Origin of the sequence: Streptomyces sudanensis (assembly GCF_023614315.1) — a bacterium.
Lineage (GTDB): Bacteria > Actinomycetota > Actinomycetes > Streptomycetales > Streptomycetaceae > Streptomyces > Streptomyces sudanensis.
This window is the reverse complement of the sequence record NZ_CP095474.1, coordinates 3,015,136-3,033,414: the sequence shown is the minus strand read 5'-3', so window position 1 is coordinate 3,033,414 and position 18,279 is coordinate 3,015,136. Positions and strand designations below refer to the sequence as shown.

At 69.1% G+C, this 18,279-nt stretch carries 11 protein-coding genes and 3 pseudogenes; 10 read left to right on the top strand and 4 right to left on the bottom strand.

The window, feature by feature from the left end; all coding sequences use genetic code 11:
* Positions 1-38 precede the first annotated feature (38 nt).
* Together MW084_RS14075 and MW084_RS14070 are read right to left on the bottom strand one after the other, a co-directional pair.
* Positions 39-2,597: pseudogene (locus MW084_RS14075) on the bottom strand (transglycosylase domain-containing protein); the annotation flags it as partial.
* A 1-nt stretch (position 2,598) separates the two neighbouring features.
* Positions 2,599-2,797: pseudogene (locus MW084_RS14070) on the bottom strand (hypothetical protein); the annotation flags it as partial.
* Positions 2,798-3,153: 356 nt separating this feature from the next.
* On the opposite strand from MW084_RS14070, the gene MW084_RS14065 reads away from it, so the two are divergent.
* The 3 genes from MW084_RS14065 (at position 3,154) to MW084_RS14055 (ending at position 6,323) form a co-directional block, all read left to right on the top strand.
* On the top strand, positions 3,154-3,846 hold the full coding sequence (locus MW084_RS14065) for a PadR family transcriptional regulator (RefSeq protein WP_010467828.1): 693 nt from the start codon (positions 3,154-3,156) through the stop codon (positions 3,844-3,846).
* A gap of 50 nt (positions 3,847-3,896) precedes the next feature.
* On the top strand, positions 3,897-4,979 hold the full coding sequence (locus MW084_RS14060) for an inositol-3-phosphate synthase (RefSeq protein WP_010467826.1): 1,083 nt from the start codon (positions 3,897-3,899) through the stop codon (positions 4,977-4,979).
* A gap of 78 nt (positions 4,980-5,057) precedes the next feature.
* Complete coding sequence (locus MW084_RS14055; protein WP_010467824.1) at positions 5,058-6,323, top strand: MFS transporter; 1,266 nt, start codon at positions 5,058-5,060, stop codon at positions 6,321-6,323.
* A gap of 50 nt (positions 6,324-6,373) precedes the next feature.
* On the opposite strand, the gene MW084_RS14050 is transcribed toward MW084_RS14055, so the two are convergent.
* Positions 6,374-7,813 (bottom strand): CCA tRNA nucleotidyltransferase, encoded by a 1,440-nt coding sequence (locus MW084_RS14050; RefSeq protein WP_029553214.1) that lies wholly within the window; start codon positions 7,811-7,813, stop codon positions 6,374-6,376.
* Between the two features lie 171 nt (positions 7,814-7,984).
* Here MW084_RS14050 and MW084_RS14045 point away from each other — a divergent pair, with 171 nt between their 5' ends.
* The 7 genes and pseudogenes from MW084_RS14045 (at position 7,985) to trxA (ending at position 17,483) form a co-directional block, all read left to right on the top strand.
* Positions 7,985-10,309 (top strand): DUF6049 family protein, encoded by a 2,325-nt coding sequence (locus MW084_RS14045; RefSeq protein WP_010467819.1) that lies wholly within the window; start codon positions 7,985-7,987, stop codon positions 10,307-10,309.
* A 44-nt stretch (positions 10,310-10,353) separates the two neighbouring features.
* Positions 10,354-12,542 (top strand): annotated as a pseudogene (murJ, locus tag MW084_RS14040) (murein biosynthesis integral membrane protein MurJ).
* 118 nt (positions 12,543-12,660) lie between these two features.
* On the top strand, positions 12,661-14,370 hold the full coding sequence (locus tag MW084_RS14035) for a protein kinase family protein (RefSeq protein WP_010467815.1): 1,710 nt from the start codon (positions 12,661-12,663) through the stop codon (positions 14,368-14,370).
* 58 nt (positions 14,371-14,428) lie between these two features.
* A complete protein-coding gene (gene sigM, locus MW084_RS14030) occupies positions 14,429-15,133 on the top strand; it encodes an RNA polymerase sigma factor SigM (protein WP_010467813.1) in 705 nt (234 codons plus the stop codon).
* Positions 15,130-16,020, top strand: a complete 891-nt coding sequence (locus tag MW084_RS14025) for an anti-sigma factor family protein (RefSeq protein WP_010467811.1) — start codon at positions 15,130-15,132, stop codon at positions 16,018-16,020. Before sigM ends, MW084_RS14025 begins: the two co-directional genes overlap by 4 nt.
* A gap of 115 nt (positions 16,021-16,135) precedes the next feature.
* Complete coding sequence (trxB, locus tag MW084_RS14020; RefSeq protein ID WP_010467810.1) at positions 16,136-17,110, top strand: thioredoxin-disulfide reductase; 975 nt, start codon at positions 16,136-16,138, stop codon at positions 17,108-17,110.
* A 31-nt stretch (positions 17,111-17,141) separates the two neighbouring features.
* Positions 17,142-17,483 (top strand): thioredoxin, encoded by a 342-nt coding sequence (gene trxA / locus MW084_RS14015; protein WP_010467808.1) that lies wholly within the window; start codon positions 17,142-17,144, stop codon positions 17,481-17,483.
* 64 nt (positions 17,484-17,547) lie between these two features.
* Here trxA and MW084_RS14010 read toward each other — a convergent pair whose 3' ends face one another.
* Positions 17,548-18,165, bottom strand: a complete 618-nt coding sequence (locus MW084_RS14010; RefSeq protein WP_010467806.1) for a GNAT family N-acetyltransferase — start codon at positions 18,163-18,165, stop codon at positions 17,548-17,550.
* Between the last annotated feature and the right edge of the window lie 114 nt (positions 18,166-18,279).

The following is an 18,279-nucleotide window of genomic DNA, read 5'->3' as shown; positions in this document are numbered from 1 at the left end:
CCGGTCCTGTGGCCGGCGTTCCGGCGGGAGCGGCTCCGCTAGCCGTCGACTCCGCCGAACCAGCCGCCCGAGCCTCCGCCTCCGCCGCTGCCGCTGCCGTTCCCGTTGCCGTTGCCGTCGTCCGGCGGCGAGGGGCTCGTCTCGCCGCCTTCCGTGGTGCCGCCCTCGGTGACACCGCCGTCGCTCCCGGTCGTACCGCCGCTGTCGGCGCCGCCCTCGGTGGTGCCGCCCTCGGTGGTGCCGCCCGACTCGGGGTCGCAGTCCCAGTCGAGCGGGCCGCAGCTCTTGCCCGGCTTCTCGGGCTTCTCGGACGGGCTCGGCGTCGGGGTGGTAGGCGTCGGAGTGGGCTTCGGGGTCGGGGACTGCGACGGCTCGTCGGTCGGCGTCGGCTCGGGGCTCTCGGCTCCGCCGCCGTACACGGGCTGGGCGCTCAGGTCCTCCGGCGCCGGGAACCGCTCGACCGGCATGCCCTTGTGGGCCTCGGTCATGTACGCCTTCCAGATCTCGGACGGGAAGGAGGAGCCGTGGACCTTCTTACGGCCGCCGGTGCCGAACATCTCCTCGAACTTGCGGTCCTTGTTGGAGGCGTCGTCGTCCAGGCGGTACATGTCGATCGCCGTCACCAGCTGCGGGGTGTAGCCGACGAACCAGGCCGACTTGTTGCCGTCCGTGGTACCGGTCTTGCCGGCCGCGGGCCGGTCCGGGAGGCGGGCCTTCTTCCCGGTGCCCTTCTCGACGACGTCGACCAGCACATCGGTGACGTTGCTGCTGACGGCGGTCGAGAAGGCGCGGCGCGGCCTGTCCTCGTGCTTGTAGATCACCGCGCCCTTCTTCTTGACCTCGGTCACGGAGTACGGGTCGCGCTGCTCGCCGTTGGACGCGAAGGTCGCGTAGGCGGAGGCCATGCGGATGGCGCTCGGGTCGGAGGTGCCGATGGAGAACGACGGCACGTTGCCCTTGGCGAGGCTGCTCTCCAGGAGGCCCGCCTCGATCGCGGTCTTCCGGACCTCCTTGATGCCGATGTCCATGCCGAGCTGGACGAACGGCGAGTTGGCGGAGTGGATCATCGCCTCGCGCAGGTTGATGTCCGGGTAGCTCTCGTCGTTGTCGTTGACCTGGAGCCACTCCCTGTCGTTCTCGTCCTTCCAGATGCTGCCGTTGTACTGGCGGATCTTCAGCTTGTTCTTGCCGTTGTAGATCGCCGTGTCGGGGTCGATCGGCGTACGGTCCTCGGGGCCCTGCTCCGGGCCCTTGCGGGGGTCCCGGACGCCGTACTTCATGCCCGCGGCGAGGACGAACGGCTTGAACGTCGAGCCGACCTGGGCGCCGGTCTGGTCGGCGTTGTTGGTGAAGTGCTTGGTCGCGTCGGTGCCGCCGTAGATGGCGACGATGGCACCCGTCTCCGGGTCGACGGAGGCGCCGCCGAACTGGACGTGGGTGTCCGTCTCGGGACGCTTCTCCGGGTCGATGCTCTCCTCGTAGACCTTCTTGATGGTCTTGTCGAGGGCCTCGACCCTCTTCTTGTCGAAGGTCGTCCTGATCTCGTAGCCGCCCAGGGACAGGTCCTCGGCGGTGATGCCGTGGTCGTTGTTGTTGATGAAGTACGCCTTGGCGAGGTCGACGAGGTAGCCGACCTGCCCGCCGAGCTTCGCCTGCTTCTGCGGCGGCTTGAGGTCCCCGGGGAGGGCGGTGAAGGACGCCCGCCTGGCGGCGGACAGCTTCCCGTCCTTCACCATCTCGTCGAGGATCCAGCTCCAGCGCTCCGTCACGCGCTTGGTGTTGGCCTCGGCGGTCGCCTTGGGGTCGATTTCGGGCGCGCCGGCCGGGTCGTAGTACGTGGAGCCCTTCAGCAGCGACGCGAGGAACGCGCACTGGCTCTCGTCGAGCTGGCTGGCGTCCTTGCCGAAGTACGTGCGCGCGGCCGCCTGGATGCCGTAGGCGCCCCGCCCGAAGTACGAGGTGTTCAGGTAGCCGGCCATGATCTCCTTCTTGGTCAACTCGTTGTTGACCCGGATGGAGATGAACAGCTCCTGGAGCTTCCGCTCCAGCGTCTGGGACTGGTCGTTCAGCCGGTTGTTCTTGACGTACTGCTGGGTGATGGTCGAGCCGCCCTGGGTCTGCCCGCCGGTGGCCATGTTGAACAGGGCCCGGCCGATGCCCATCGGGTCGATGCCGGCGTCCTTCCAGAAGGTCTTGTTCTCGGCGGAGACCACGGCGTCCTGGATCGCCATGGGGATCTCGCTGTAGTCGATGATCTGGCGGTTGACCTCACCGCCCGTGGCGGCCATCTGCGAGCCGTCCGCCCAGTAGTAGACGTTGTTCTCGGCTGTGGCCGCCTTGGCCTGGTCCGGCAGCTTCACCGTCGCGTACGCGATGGTCGCGGCACCCATCATCGAGGCGACGAAGCCGAGGCAGAGGCCCGCCACGAGCTTCCAGGACGGGACCCAGCGGCGCCAGCCGTACCTGTCGTGCCGGGGGTAGTCGATCAGCCGCTTCCTGCCCGGCCGGCCCCCACCGGAGCCCCGGCCGCCGGGACCGCCGGTACCGCGGCGCCCGCCGCCGGGTCCGCCCGCACCGCCCGCGCCCCCGGCGGAGCGNCCGCGGTACCGGCGCGCTGGGCGGCCCGGCGCGCTTCGGCGCGCCCGCCGTGGGGCCGCTCCTCGCCGTACGGGTCGGAAGGGGATCCTGTACTGACGTCCCGCGCCGGCGCCGGCCGGCGGCCGGGCTGCTGGGCGGCGCGCCGGGCCGCGGCACGGCCGCCCTGCGGCTGCGGCGGTTTACGACGGTGCTCGCTCATCGAACGACTACTCCTCGGGCAGGCGCTTACGCCTGGAAGCGGCAGCTGAGTTCCGGTCCCCCGAAATGGATCGGCCGGGCCCGCCGGGCCCGCCCCCNATGCACCCGCGACGGGGACGTTCCCCCGCCCTCGCGCGGTTCCCGGTGGTACGCATGCCGCACAGACTACGCACGGCCAAAACCCCTTTTTGAGCCGGAATCCGCCCCATACCTGGCAACTCGCCTACAGCGAATCACCGATGTGACGCCGTTCACGGCTGTTCCACTTGTCGGCATGGAACCGCCGTTCTATCGTCATGATGTATCGAGCCGATACATCAGGGCGGCATAACGAGCGGCATGGAGAGGAAGCGGCTGGTGAGCAGACGCTCCGGCATCCTGGAGTTCGCCGTCCTCGGTCTGCTCCGAGAAGCCCCGATGCACGGGTACGAACTGCGCAAGCGGCTCAACACCTCGCTGGGCATCTTCCGCGCCTTCAGCTACGGCACCCTCTACCCCTGCCTCAAAACCCTGGTCGCAAACGGCTGGCTGGTCGAGGAGCCGGGCAGTGCCCCCGAGGACGCCCTCGCCGCCTCCCTCGCAGGGCGACGCGCGAAGATCGTCTACCGGTTGACCGCCGAAGGTAAGGAGCACTTCGAGGAGCTCCTGTCCCACACGGGACCGGACTCCTGGGAGGACGAGCACTTCGCGGCCCGCTTCGCCTTCTTCGGCCAGACGGAGCGCGAAGTGCGGATGCGGGTACTGGAAGGCCGCCGCAGCCGCCTTGAGGAGCGGCTGGAGAAGATGCGCGCCTCCCTGGCACGCACCCGCGAGCGTCTGGACGACTACACGCTCGAACTCCAACGGCACGGCATGGAATCCGTGGAGCGTGAGGTGCGCTGGCTGAACGAGCTCATCGAGAGCGAGCGCGCGGGCCGGGACCAGCGACGGTCCGGTCCGGAAACGCCGGCGGACCCCGTGGAGCAGAACAAGAGATCTGGAGAAACGGGCGGCCTGCCCCGGCACGGGGGCGGTACCCGGCCGGATCCGTCCGACGACACCACCAAGTGAAGCCCTGCGCACCGCAGGGTTTCGTCGAGAACAAACAGGGAGCAACCGGAATGGGTTCGGTTCGCGTAGCCATCGTCGGCGTGGGCAACTGCGCCGCCTCGCTGGTGCAGGGCGTCGAGTACTACAAGGACGCCGACCCGGCGGGCAAGGTGCCGGGGCTGATGCACGTCCAGTTCGGCGACTACCACGTGCGGGACATCGAGTTCGTCGCGGCTTTCGACGTGGACGCGAAGAAGGTGGGTCTCGACCTCGCCGACGCCATCGGCGCAAGCGAGAACAACACCATCAAGATCTGCGACGTGCCGACCACCGGCGTGACGGTCCAGCGCGGCCACACCCTGGACGGTCTCGGCAAGTACTACCGCCTGACCATCGAGGAGTCCGCCGAGGAGCCGGTCGACGTCGTCCAGGTCCTCAAGGACAAGCAGGTGGACGTCCTCGTCTGCTACCTGCCGGTCGGTTCCGAGGACGCGGCGAAGTTCTACGCGCAGTGCGCCATCGACGCCAAGGTCGCCTTCGTCAACGCCCTCCCGGTCTTCATCGCCGGCACCAAGGAGTGGGCCGACAAGTTCACCGAGGCCGGTGTGCCGATCGTCGGTGACGACATCAAGTCGCAGGTGGGTGCCACCATCACCCACCGCGTCATGGCGAAGCTGTTCGAGGACCGCGGCGTCATCCTGGACCGCACGATGCAGCTGAACGTCGGCGGCAACATGGACTTCAAGAACATGCTGGAGCGCGACCGGCTGGAGTCCAAGAAGATCTCCAAGACGCAGGCCGTCACCTCCCAGATCCCCGACCGGGACATGGGCGAGCGCAACGTCCACATCGGCCCGTCCGACTATGTGGCCTGGCTCGACGACCGCAAGTGGGCCTACGTGCGTCTCGAGGGCCGCGCCTTCGGCGACGTGCCCCTGAGCCTCGAGTACAAGCTCGAGGTGTGGGACTCCCCGAACTCGGCGGGTGTCATCATCGACGCCCTGCGCGCCGCGAAGATCGCCAAGGATCGCGGCATCGGCGGCCCGATCCTCTCCGCGTCCTCGTACTTCATGAAGTCCCCGCCGGTGCAGTACTTCGACGACCAGGCCCGCGAGAACGTCGAGAAGTTCATCAAGGGCGAGGTCGAGCGCTAGGAACGGCTCCGTCCCCCAGGTGCTGAGGCCCCCGCGGCGTATGTCCGGGGGCCTCACCCGTGTGTGAGGCTTGCCGTCATGCCCGTCGTACGTGATCTGCGCGTACTCCTGCGCCTGACGAACTTCCGCCGCCTCCTCGCCGTGCGGCTCCTCTCCCAGGGAGCCGACGGCGTCTACCAGGTCGCGCTGGCCGCGTACGTGGTCTTCTCACCGGAGCGGCAGGCGTCGCCCGCCGCGATCGCCTCCGCCATGGCGGTCCTGCTGCTCCCGTACTCCCTGGTCGGTCCGTTCGCCGGCGTACTGCTCGATCGCTGGCGCCGCCGCCAGGTGCTGCTCTACGGCAACCTCCTCCGGGCGCTCCTGGCCGCGGGTACCGCGCTGCTGATCCTGGCTCCGGTACCCGGCTGGACCTTCTACGTCTCCGCCCTCTCCGTGACCGCCGTCAACCGCTTCGTCCTGGCGGGGCTCTCCGCCTCCCTGCCGCGGGTCGTCGACGGGGACCGCCTGGTGATCGCCAACTCCCTCTCCCCGACCGCGGGCACCCTGGCCGCCACCGTCGGCGGCGGGCTGGCCTTCCTCGTGCGGCTGGCCTCCACCGATGCCGTCGTCGTCCTCCTGGGCGCCGCGCTCTACCTCCTGTCGGCGCTGGCCTGTCTCCGTATGGGCCCGGGACTCCTCGGACCGGATCCGGGAGCCCCGTCACGGATCGGCGCGGCGCTGGTGTCGACCGCCCGCGGGCTGCGGAGCGGGCTGCGCCATCTGTCGGAGCGTCGGCCCGCCGCCCGGGCGCTGACCGCGATGGCCCTCACCCGGTTCTGCTACGGAGGGCTGACCGTGATGGTGCTGATGCTCAGCCGGTACGCCTGGACGTCCACCGAGTCCGGTGGACTGGCTCTGCTGGGACTCGTGGTCGTCCTCTCCGGTGCGGGGTTCCTCACCGCGGCGGTGGTCACCCCCTGGGCGACGGCGAGGGCGGGGGTGGGCGGCTGGATGGCCCTGTGCGCCGGAGCGGCCGCCGTACTGGAACCGGTCCTGGGGCTCCTGTTCGCACCGGCGACCACGATGACGGCCGTCTTCGTCCTCGGCTTCACCACTCAGGCGATCAAGATCTCCACTGACACGGTCGTCCAGAGGACGGTCGACGACGCCTACCGGGGACGGATCTTCTCCCTCTACGACATGCTCTTCAACGTCGCCTTCGTCGCCGCTGCCGGAGCGGCCTCCCTGGTCCTACCGCCGGACGGGCGCTCCGCCCTGCTCATCCTCGTCGTCGCCGGCCTGTACGCACTCTGCGCACTGGCACTCCTCCGCCGGCGGAACGACGCAGGGTGGCGTTTCACGTGAAACGCCACTCTGAGCCACTCGCGCGTTTCACGTGAAACGCGCGAGCCGGGTCACTGCCGGGCCCACCACTCCTTCAGTGCGGCGACGGCCGCGTCGTGCCCCATCGGGCCGTTCTCCAACCGGAGCTCCAGGAGGAACCTGTATGCCTGTCCCACGGCGGGCCCGGGGCGGACACCGAGGACCTCCTGGATCTGGTTGCCGTCCAGGTCCGGGCGGATCGCGTCCAGCTCCTCCTGCTCCTGAAGCTGGGCGATGCGCTCCTCCAGACCGTCGTAGGCCCGGGACAACGCGCTCGCCTTGCGCTTGTTCCGGGTCGTGCAATCGGAGCGGGTCAGCTTGTGAAGCCGGTCCAGTAGGGGCCCCGCGTCGCGGACGTAGCGCCGGACGGCGGAGTCGGTCCACTCCCCGGTGCCGTATCCGTGGAAGCGCAGGTGCAACTCCACCAGCCGCGACACGTCCCTGACCGTCTCGTTGGAGTACTTCAGCGCGGCCAGGCGCTTCTTGGTCATCTTGGCACCGACCACCTCGTGGTGGTGGAAGGAGACCCGGCCGTCCGGCTCGAAGCGCCGCGTGCGCGGCTTGCCGATGTCGTGCAGGAGCGCTGCCAGCCGCAGTACGAGGTCGGGGCCCTCTTCCTCCAAGGCGACCGCCTGCTCCAGCACGGTGAGCGAGTGCTCGTACACGTCCTTGTGCCGGTGGTGCTCGTCGCTCTCCAGGCGCAAGGCGGGCAACTCGGGCAGCACGTGCTCGGCGAGACCGGTGTCCACGAGCAGCGCCAGACCCTTGCGGGGGTGCGCGGAAAGGATCAGCTTGTTCAGCTCGTCCCGCACCCGTTCCATGGAGACGATGCCGAGTCGCGCGGCCATCTCGCCCATCGCGGTGACGACCTCGGGGACCACCTCGAAGTCCAGCTGAGCGGCGAAGCGTGCCGCACGCATCATTCGCAGGGGGTCGTCGGAGAAGGATGCCTCCGGAGTGCCGGGGGTGCGGAGCACCCGCGCGGCAAGATCCTCCAGTCCACCGTGGGGATCGATGAACTCCTTCTCAGGCAGGGCGACGGCCATCGCGTTGACGGTGAAGTCCCTGCGTACGAGGTCCTCCTCGATCGAGTCACCGTAGGACACCTCCGGTTTGCGCGAGGTGCGGTCGTACGCCTCGGAGCGGTACGTCGTCACCTCGATCTGGTAGCCGCCCTTCTGGGCCCCCACGGTGCCGAACGCGATTCCGACCTCCCACACCGCCTCGGCCCAAGGCCGAACGATCTTGAGTACGTCCTCGGGACGGGCATCGGTGGTGAAGTCGAGGTCATTGCCGAGCCTGCCGAGCAGAGCGTCCCGTACCGAACCACCGACCAGGGCGAGGCTGAACCCCGCCTCCTGGAAACGGCGGGCGAGGTCGTCGGCGACCGGTGACACGCGCAGCAGCTCACTGACCGCGCGGCGTTGCACCTGGCTCAGGGCAGTCGGGTTGTCTTCGTTGGCGTTCGGCACAACAGAACAGGGTACGTGGCCCCGCTCCGGGCGGCCGCCCGGATTTCCCGCGCACCGCCCTCCTGGGAGGCGTGGCCACTCCGCAGCACTGTGCCGCGCCGCATCTCGTTACCATGCCTGGACGCAAGGGCAGGAACCGACGGCACCAGACGATGAGGGACGGACAAGCGCGTGGCCGAGGCGGCAGACTTCCAGGGCATCGATCCCTCCCCTGCCCGCCGCTGGCTGCGGCGGGCGGCCGCAGTCGTCGCCGCCCTCCTCCTGGCCGGCCTCGTGCACCTGCCCCTCCCGTCCGCCGCGGCGGTACCGGCCACCGCCGTGACGACCGCGGCGGCCCGCAGTGTCTCCGTGTCCTTGGACACCCTCGCGCCGAGCGCGCCGGTGAAGGGGGACACCCTCGCGCTGAGCGGCACGGTGACCAACACGGGCAAGGAGACAGTGAGCCGGGCGCAGGTCGACGTGCGCCTCGGTGCGCGGCTCTCCAGCCGCGGCGCGATCGAGGACGCCGCACGACGCGTCGGCTTCTCCCAGGGCAGGGACGGCAAGCCGCTGGGGGGCGCCTACCTCGTGGAGATCCCCGAGATCCCGTCCGGCACCAGCCGCGAGTTCACCCTGACCGTACCGGTCGACAAGCTCGGCCTCGACGACCCCGGCGTGTACCAGCTGGGCGTCTCCCTCTCCGGGCGCACCCCGAGTGAGCCGTACGACCGGGTACTGGGCATCGACCGGACCTTCCTGCCCTGGCAGCCGGCCGCCGTGAAGACCCGGACGCAGATCACCGTCCTGTGGCCACTGATCTCCTCGCCGCGCCTTTCCGCCGAGACGGGCTCCGACGACCAGCAGACGCCGGTACTCGAGAGCGACGACCTCGCGGCGGAGCTGGCGCCCGGCGGCCGACTGGAGCGGATGGTCGCCCTCGGGGCGGAACTGCCCGTCACCTGGGTCATCGACCCGGACCTGCTGGCCACCGCCGAGGCGATGACCGACGACTACCGGGTCAGGAACGAGGACACCACCGTCGCGGGCAGGAACCAGGCCGTCGCCAAGCAGTGGCTGAACTCCCTGGGCGAAGCCGTGCGGGGCGACAAGGTGATCGCGCTTCCGTACGGCGACCCCGATCTGGCATCGCTCGCGCACCGCGGCAGGCGCGTCTCGGGTTCCCTGAGCCACCTGCGTCCGGCGACGCAGTTGGCCGAGTCGACGGTGGAGACGATCCTCCACGTGAAACCGTCCGCCGAGTACGCCTGGCCCGCCGATGGAGCCGTCGATCCGTCGATCGTCGATGTGGCGACCTCGGCCGGGGCCGACAGGGTGATCGCCCGCAGCGACAGCATGCGTGAACGCCTCCCGTACACCCCGAACGCGGCCCGCCCGATCGGTGGCGGAACGACCGCCGTCGTCTCCGACGCGGTGCTGTCCACCGCCTTCGAAGGCGACATGTCCCGTGTGGACGGTTCCACGGCGGCGATCCAGAGGTTCCTCGCGCACACCCTCGCCGTCACCCACGAACGGCCGGACACCGGCCGCAGCATCGTCGTCGCCCCTCAGCGGATGCCGACGGCCTCCCAGGCGGAGTCCATGGCGAGCGCCCTGCGGACCCTGGGTTCCGAACGCTGGTCGCAGTCCTCGGACCTGATCACCGCCACGGCCGCGAAGCCCGATCCCAAGGCGACGACGAGCGTGCCGTCCACAGGGAAGTACCCCAGGGCGCTCAGTCGGCGCGAACTGCCGGAGACGGTGTTCCAGCAGGTGCGGAACACGCAGAACGACCTGGAGAACTTCCAGGTCATCCTCACCGCCGCCTACCGCGTCGTCACTCCGTTCGGAAACGCGATCAAGCGGGAGATGTCCACGTCGTGGCGGGGCCGGCCCCAAGAGGCCGTCGAGTACGGCAGAGGTGTACAGGCCCACCTGGAGAGCCTCACCGACGAGGTGAAGCTGATCGACAAGTCGGATCTGACCCTCTCGGGGCGTAGTGCCACGATCCCGGTGACCGTGCAGAACAAGCTGGTGCAAGGGGTCGACCACCTCGTGCTGAGGCTGACGTCGACCAAGCCGACCCGTCTGAAGCTCAACGGCGGCGGAGCCGTCGCCGAGCTTCCGGTCCGGATCGAAGGCGGTCACAGCCAGTCCGTGAAGTTCACGGCCTCCGCCAACGCGAACGGGCCCGTTCCCGTCGAGGCCCAGTTGTACACGGAGGACGGCCGGCGCTACGGCGCCGCCATGAAGTTCACCGTCAAGGTCTCCGAGATCACGTCGACGGTGATGCTCGTCATTGCCGGGGGCGTGCTGCTTCTGGTCCTCGCCGGTGTCAGGATGTACAGCCAGCGCAAGCGTGCTGCGGCGCGGCGTGACGCCGCCGGTACGGTCGAGGAGGCCGATCCCGCCCAGCCGGTCGCGGAGAGCGGCGATCCGGTGCAGCCGAGTGACCCCGCGGTGGACACCGGACCGCAAAACACCGGCCCTTCGGGCGCGGGTGAGAAAGTGGAGCACTGAGCGATGTCGTGGCCGGCCGGCCGGGGACGATGAGGTGGGTAACCATGAACGCGCCGTACGACGGTGACCACGGCCAGGGAACGGGCGGTGGCGGTATGCCCCCGGGCGGGACACCGCCCGCCCCGGCTCCGGGAGTACCGCCCGCCGCCCCCATGACCCCTACCTCCACGACCCCTACGTGCAGGAGGCGTACCACCACGATCCGTACCGGTCCCACGACCCCTCCTCGCAGGACCCGGTCGACGAGGTCCTGTACGACCGGGCAGCGCATCCGCCGCCTCCACCCGGCACCTACGAGGAGCCTCCTCCGCTCTACCGGCAGCCCCCCGCCCCGCAGTACGCACCCGACCCCCGGGTGTGGGCCCAGACACCGCCGCCCGAGCCCGCCGGCCCGTCCCGCCACCTCCCGTACGGCGAAGACGCCCGGACCGTGCAGTTCACCGGGGTGGACGATCTGGTGACCCACGCCGCCGAGGAGAAGCCGGCACCCGATGCCTTCGCCCACCTCTACCGGGACCAGGGCCAGTCGGCGACGGCCCCGCCACCCGAGCCGGTGGACACGGACGTGCCCGTGGAACCGGTGGCGGCACCGAAGAAGCCGGGGGGAAAGGCGTCCGGGTTGCTGAAGTCCAGCGCCGTGATGGCGGCGGGCACCCTGGTGTCACGGCTCACCGGCTTCCTGCGGAGCCTGGTGATCACCGGCGCCCTGGGGGCGGCGACGCTCGGTGACGCGTTCACCGTCGCTTCCACACTCCCGACGATGATCTACATCCTGACCGTGGGCGGCGGTCTGAACTCGGTCTTCGTGCCGCAGCTGGTCCGCTCGATGAAGGACGACGAGGACGGCGGCGAGGCGTACGCGAACCGGCTGCTCACCCTGGTGATGGTCGCCCTCGCCGTGATCGTGGGCGCTGCCGTGCTCCTGGCGCCTCTGCTCGTCTACGCCATGTCGCCCACCATCGCGAACGACCCGGATGCCAACAGCGTCGCCGTCACCTTCGCCAGGTTCTGCCTGCCGACCATCTTCTTCATGGGCGTCCACGTGGTGGCGGGGCAGATTCTGAACGCCCGCGGAAAATTCGGCGCCATGATGTGGACCCCGGTCCTCAACAACATCGTCGTCATCTTCACGTTCGGTCTCTTCATCTGGGTGTACGGCGCCTACTCGGAGACGAGGATGGGCGTGGACGTCATCCCCGACGAGGGAGTGCGGCTGCTCGGTGTCGGCATGCTGCTGGGTCTCGTCGTCCAGGCGTTGGCGATGGTCCCCTACCTCCGTGAGGCGGGCTTCCGCTTCCGGCCCCGTTTCGACTGGAAGGGCCAGGGCCTCGGCAAGACGATCAGGCTGGCCAAGTGGACGGTCCTGTTCGTCCTCGCCAACCAGGCGGGAGTCGTCGTCGTCACGCAGCTGGCGACAGCCGCAGGAAAAGCGTCCGGCGCGGACGGCGCGGGCATCCTGGCCTACTCCAACGCCCAGCTGATCTGGGGCATGCCACAGGCGATCATCACCGTCTCCGTCATGGCCGCGCTGCTGCCCCGCATCTCACGTGCGGCGCACGACAACGACCACGGTGCCGTCCGGGACGACATCTCGCACGGTCTGCGCAACTCGGCCGTCGCGATCGTCCCGGTCGCCTTCGGCTTCCTGGCGCTCGGCGTGCCGCTGTGCACCCTGCTCTACGCCTCCAGCGGTCTTGAGGCAGCCATGGGCATGGGCTTCATGCTGATGGCGTTCGGCCTCGGCCTGATCCCGTACTCCGTCCAGTACGTCGTCCTGCGCGGTTTCTACGCGTACGAGGACACGCGCACGCCGTTCTACAACACCGTCATCGTGGCCGCCGTCAACGCCGCCGTCTCAGCCGCCTGCTACTTCGTACTCCCGGCGCGGTGGGCCGTCGTCGGCATGGCCGCCGGCTACGGCATCGCCTACATGGTCGGCGTGGGCGTTGCCTGGCGCCGGTTGCGCAACCGGCTGGGCGGCGACCTCGACGGGGCCCACGTCGTACGGACGTACGCCCGTCTCTCCATGGCGTCGATCCCCGCGGCGCTGGTCGCCGGCGCGACCGCATGGGGCCTCCTCGCCCTGCTCGGAAAGGACGCACTGGGCTCCCTCACGGCGCTCGCGATCGGTGGAGCCGTACTGATCGGCGTGTTCTACGTGGCGGCCCGCAAGATGCGTATCGAGGAGCTCAACGCCATGGTGGGCATGGTCCGGGGCCGTCTCGGCCGCTGAGCGCAAGGCTGTCGCACAACCATCACCGCCCGCCGCATGTCGTGCACAGCGGTGGACTGTGGGCACAATTGGCATGGCTGTTGGATATGGCGCATCGGATGGGGAGGCAGGAACGACGGTGGCGGAACGTAGCACGGCTGCCGTCGACGTGGCCGACAACAGCGGTGACGACCCGCTGACCGCCAAGGCGGACGCGACCACGGCCGACGGGGCGCAAACGCAGAGCGCAACGGACACGTCCTCCCCGGACGCGGACAGCGGGCAGGAGGCCGCCAAAAGCACCGTCACGAAGTCTCCGGAGCTGCGCAGCGGGTACAAACTCGCCCGCCGCTACCGACTTGAGGAGTGCGTCACCCGACTGGACGGTTTCAGCAGTTGGCGGGCGGTCGACGAGAAGCTCCGACGAGCCGTCGGCGTACACGTCCTGCCCGCCGACCACCCGAGGGCCCGGTCGGTCCTGGCGGCCGCACGTTCCTCCGCGCTGCTCGGCGATCCCCGGTTCGTCCAGGTCCTCGATGCCGTCGAGGAGAACGACCTCGTCTACGTCGTGCACGAGTGGTTGCCGGACGCCATCGAATTGACCGCCCTGCTCGCGGCCGGCCCCCTGGAGCCGTACGACGCGTATCAGCTCGTCAGTCAGGTCTCCCAGGCAATGGCCGCCGCGCACCGCGAGGGCCTGGCCCATCTGCGGCTCACACCGGGCGCCGTACTGCGCACCTCCACCGGTCAGTACCGGATCCGCGGGCTCGCCGTGAACGCGGCGCTTCGGGGCATCACCGTCGACCGGCCGCAACGCGCCGACACCGAAGCGATCGGCGCTCTTCTCTACGCCGCCCTGACCCAGCGGTGGCCCTATGAGAACGACGCCCACGGCTTGTCCGGGCTGCCCAAGGGCATGGGTCTGATCGCACCCGATCAGGTACGGGCGGGGGTCCACCGCGGCCTGTCCGACCTCGCCATGCGGGCGCTGACCGACGACGGCGCGGCCGTCTCCCGCCAGTACTCCCCGTGCACGACGCCCGACGAACTGGCCAAAGCCGTCGCGGCCATGCCCCGCATCCGCCCGCCGGAGCCCGCCTTCCCCCCCGTGCCGGACTATCAACGCACGACCTACCAGCAAGGCACCTACGGCCGCCCGCAACAGCCGAACGCCACCCAGCCGGTCCTCACTCCTCCCGCTCCCCTGGAGAGCCGCACCGGCACGGTGCTGAAGTGGACCGTCTCCGCGCTGCTGATCGCAGCCCTGGGGCTCGGCAGCTGGCAGGTGGCCGACCGCCTTCTCGGCCAGGACGGCACGAACGGCAGGCCAGGCACGACGCCGTCCCCCGGGATCCCGGCCGACGATAAGCCGACACGCCCCTTGCGGCCCCTGAAGATCGCCGAGGCCAGGGAGTTCATGCCTGGCGGGTCCGGCATACAGCTGGACCAGGTGGGGAACGCAGTCGACGGGGACTCCCAGTCGGCGTGGATCACTCCCGAATACCTCGGGTACGCCAACTTCGGAAACCTCCCGAAGCGCCGGGGCGGCAGCGGCATCGTGGTCGACCTCGGCAGCGAGCAGAACATCTCCGGGGTCCGCGTCGGCCTGTACCGAAGCGGCCAGACGGTGCAGCTCCGTGCCGCGGGGGAGTCGGCGACAGGGTCGAGTTCCCTTTCGGACTTCCCTCAGGAGCTGACACCGTTGAAGCGGGCGGACGGCGACCTGAACGTGGAACTGGACAAGCCCGTCCGTGCCCGCTACGTACTGATCCACATCACGGAACTGCCCACGGACGGCTCGCCCGGCAGATATCGCGGCGGTATCTCCGAGGTACAGGTCCTGGGCTGACCGTCACCCGGACGGGGATCGTCGTGAGGCGGGGCTCGAGCTATCGGAGAGAAGGCGCATGGGAGCGGGAACAGGGCAGGAGCCCGGCGACGCGGACCTGCTCGCCCGGCACGTCGCGGGCGACCCCGACGCCTTCGGTGAGCTGGTGCGGCGCCATCGCGACCGGCTCTGGGCAGTGGCCCTGCGCACACTCGGCGACCGTGAGGAGGCCGCCGACGCCGTTCAGGATGCCCTCGTGTCGGCTTTCCGAGCAGCACGCACCTTCCGGGGCCAATCCGCCGTCACCACCTGGTTGCACCGGATCACGGTCAATGCCTGTCTGGACCGAGCTCGTAAAACCGCTTCGCGCCGCACGACGTCCGTGGACGACACGGAGCGGTTGGAGCGGCTCCTGGAGCCCCACGAGTCGGCCGAGGCACCCGCAGAGCGACAGGATCTGCACCGCCAACTGCTGGCCGCCCTGGCGAAGCTTCCCGCCGATCAGCGTGCCGCTCTGGTCCTCGTCGACATGCAGGGCTACGCGGTGGCCGAGGCGGCCCTGATACTCGGAGTGCCCGTGGGAACGGTGAAGAGCCGCTGCGCCCGGGGGCGGGCCCGCCTCGTCCCCATGCTCACCCATCTGCGCGGGGACCCGGCGGACGACACCGGTACCGCCGGGGGAGGGAACCGGACGTCGGGGACATCCGTCCCACCGACATCGAGGCCAAGGGATCCAGAACCGAATGATCCTGCTGCTGTGAAGGGCGGAGGTGGACGCGCGTGACATCCACGGCCGACACGACTCGGCATCCGGATGTCTCGGAGATCTCCGATCTCACAGAGGGCATCCTCCCGCCGTCCCGCACGGCGGATGTACGACGTCATCTGGACCGTTGCGACCTCTGCGCCGATGTGTACGACTCCCTGAAGGAGATCCGCGGCCTGCTCGGCACGCTGCCGGGCCCGACTCATATGCCGGCCGACGTGGCGGAGCGCATCGAGGCCGCACTGGCCGCCGAAACACTCCTCAACGCGACCTCTCCGGACGACGCCCCCTCCGTTTCACGTGAAACCGCGCCGAAAGCCGAGATCGGCACTCGGCCCGGAGAGGTACAGGGCACGGGAAGGCCGGTCGGTCGGCCTTCCGGTTCCACCGGCCCCGGACGTGCCCCGGTCCGGCGGCGCCGTTACGCGGTGCTGAGCGCGTTCTGCGGCCTGGCGGTCGTTCTGGGTGCTTTGTTCATCCCGGCGGCCACGAAGGACGACGTACCCGATACAGCCCGCGTGGAAAGCGCAACCACTCCGAGCGACATCCGGTTCTCCGGATCAGCCATCGCCGACAGGGTAAGGACCCTGCTCGCCCCTCCCGCGCGGAACCGCACTGCCGCGTCTCCGCGCCTCCAGCCGGAAGCCGGCTCCCCCGAGGCCACCCCCATGATCGGCAAGACGGTGCCACCCCTCCCTCCGTGTGTGCGCCGGGGACTCGACCGGAGCGAGCAACCGCTCGCAACGGAGCGGGGCGAGTACCAGGGGCGGCCCGCCTACCTCGTGGTGCTTCCGCATGCCCGTACTGAAGCGCAGGTCGACGTCTACGTCATGGACGCCTCCTGCACAACGGCAGCCTCCGGCACTGCTGACGTCCTGCTCAAGCGGTCCCAGCCACGTCCCTGAGCGCGCCCGGAGCCGCACGGCTCCACGGGAATGCGTGCCCCGTAGGATCCGTTGGACGGGGTGAGAGTCTTGACCCGGCCCCTGTAAGCAGCCTGCAGAGACGAGGAAGAAACCCGTGAGCGACGTCCGAAACGTGATCATCATCGGCTCCGGGCCTGCCGGTTACACGGCAGCGCTCTACACCGCACGCGCGTCGCTGAAGCCGCTGGTCTTCGAGGGTGCCGTCACCTCTGGCGGTGCCCTGATGAACACGACCGACGTGGAGAACTTCCCCGGATTCCGTGACGGCATCATGGGCCCCGACCTCATGGACAACATGCGCGCCCAGGCCGAGCGCTTCGGCGCGGAACTCGTTCCCGACGACATCGTCGGCGTCGACCTGACCGGTGACATCAAGACCGTGACGGACACCGCCGGAACCGTGCACCGCGCCAAGGCGGTCATCGTGGCCACCGGCTCTCAGCACCGCAAGCTCGGCCTGCCGAACGAGGACGCCCTCTCCGGCCGCGGTGTGTCCTGGTGTGCCACCTGTGACGGGTTCTTCTTCAAGGACCAGGACATCGCCGTCGTCGGCGGTGGCGACACGGCGATGGAAGAGGCCACCTTCCTCTCCCGCTTCGCGAAGTCCGTCACGGTGGTACATCGCCGTGACACCCTGCGCGCTTCCAAGGCGATGCAGGAGCGTGCCTTCGCCGACCCGAAGATCAAGTTCGCCTGGGACAGCGAGGTCGCGGAGATTCACGGTGACCAGAAGCTCAGCGGTCTCACCCTGCGCAACACCAAGTCCGGTGAGACCTCGAAACTGCCGGTGACGGGCCTGTTCATCGCTGTCGGCCACGACCCGCGTACGGAGCTGTTCAAGGGGCAGCTGGAACTGGACGACGAGGGTTACCTGAAGGTGGACGCGCCGTCCACACGCACCAATGTGCAGGGCGTCTTCGCCGCCGGCGACGTCGTCGACCACACCTACCGTCAGGCCATCACGGCGGCCGGCACGGGGTGCTCCGCCGCCCTGGACGCCGAGCGTTTCCTCGCCGCCCTCGCCGACACGGAGAAGCCGGCCGAGTCCGAGAAGACCCCTGCGGTTTGATTTGATCCCCCACACAGCGAAGGAGGCCGCCGTGGCCGATCTCAAGGAAGTGACCGACGCCTCGTTCGAGGAGACCGTGCTCCGGAGCGAGAAGCCTGTACTGGTGGATTTCTGGGCTGCCTGGTGCGGTCCGTGCCGCCAGATCGCTCCGTCCCTGGAAGCGATCGCCAATGAGTACGGCGACCAGATCGAAGTCGTGAAGCTGAACATCGACGAGAATCCGGCTACCGCCGCGAAGTACGGTGTCATGTCGATCCCGACCCTGAACGTCTACCAGCGGGGCGAAGTCGCCAAGACGATCGTCGGTGCCAAGCCGAAGGCCGCGATCATCCGTGATCTGGCCGACTTCATCAGCGATGAGGCCAAGGCGTAAACCGGCCTTCGTTTCACGCGAAACACCAACGGCCCACCCGGAAGGGTGGGCCGTTGGCATGCGGTCAGAGGGGGCGCAAAGCCGGCTCCTTCTGGACGGCACCGAGCAGACGGTCCAGGGCCAGTTCCACGTCCTCCTTCCATGACAGGGTGCTGCGCAGTTCAAGGCGCAGGCGCGGGTAGGCGGGGTGGGAGCGCACGGTCTTGAAGCCGACGGACAACAGGTGGTCGGCGGGCAGGACACAGGCCGGTTCCTTCCAGCGGGCGTCCCCGAACGCCTCGATGGCTTTGAAGCCGCGCCTCAGGAGGTCCTTCGCCACCGTCTGCACCAGGACCCGCCCCAGTCCCTGCCCCTGATAGTCCGGTGTGATCAAGGCCGTTATCAGCTGGACGGCGTCGGGAGACACCGGACTGGTCGGAAACGCCGTGGACCGGGGCACATAAGCGGGTGGCGCATACATGACGTACCCCACCGGAACGTCATCGACGTAGACGACACGGCCGCAGGAGCCCCAGTCAAGAAGAACCGCGGAGATCCATGCTTCCTTTTCGAGCCCCGGCGTTCCGGCTTTGAGGGCGGCCTCGCCACTGACGGGGTCCAGTTCCCAGAACACGCAGGTACGGCATCGCTTGGGTAGATCCGGAAGGTTGTCCAACGTGAGCGGTACGAGCCGACGCCCCATGAAGGTTGTTCCTCACTTCCTTCGTCTGCCGCCCCGTGGGCGGCGAATGCGCATACCTGAACGCATCGTATCGATCGGGTGATGACTCACATACGGGAGAAAGCCAAAGGGCGG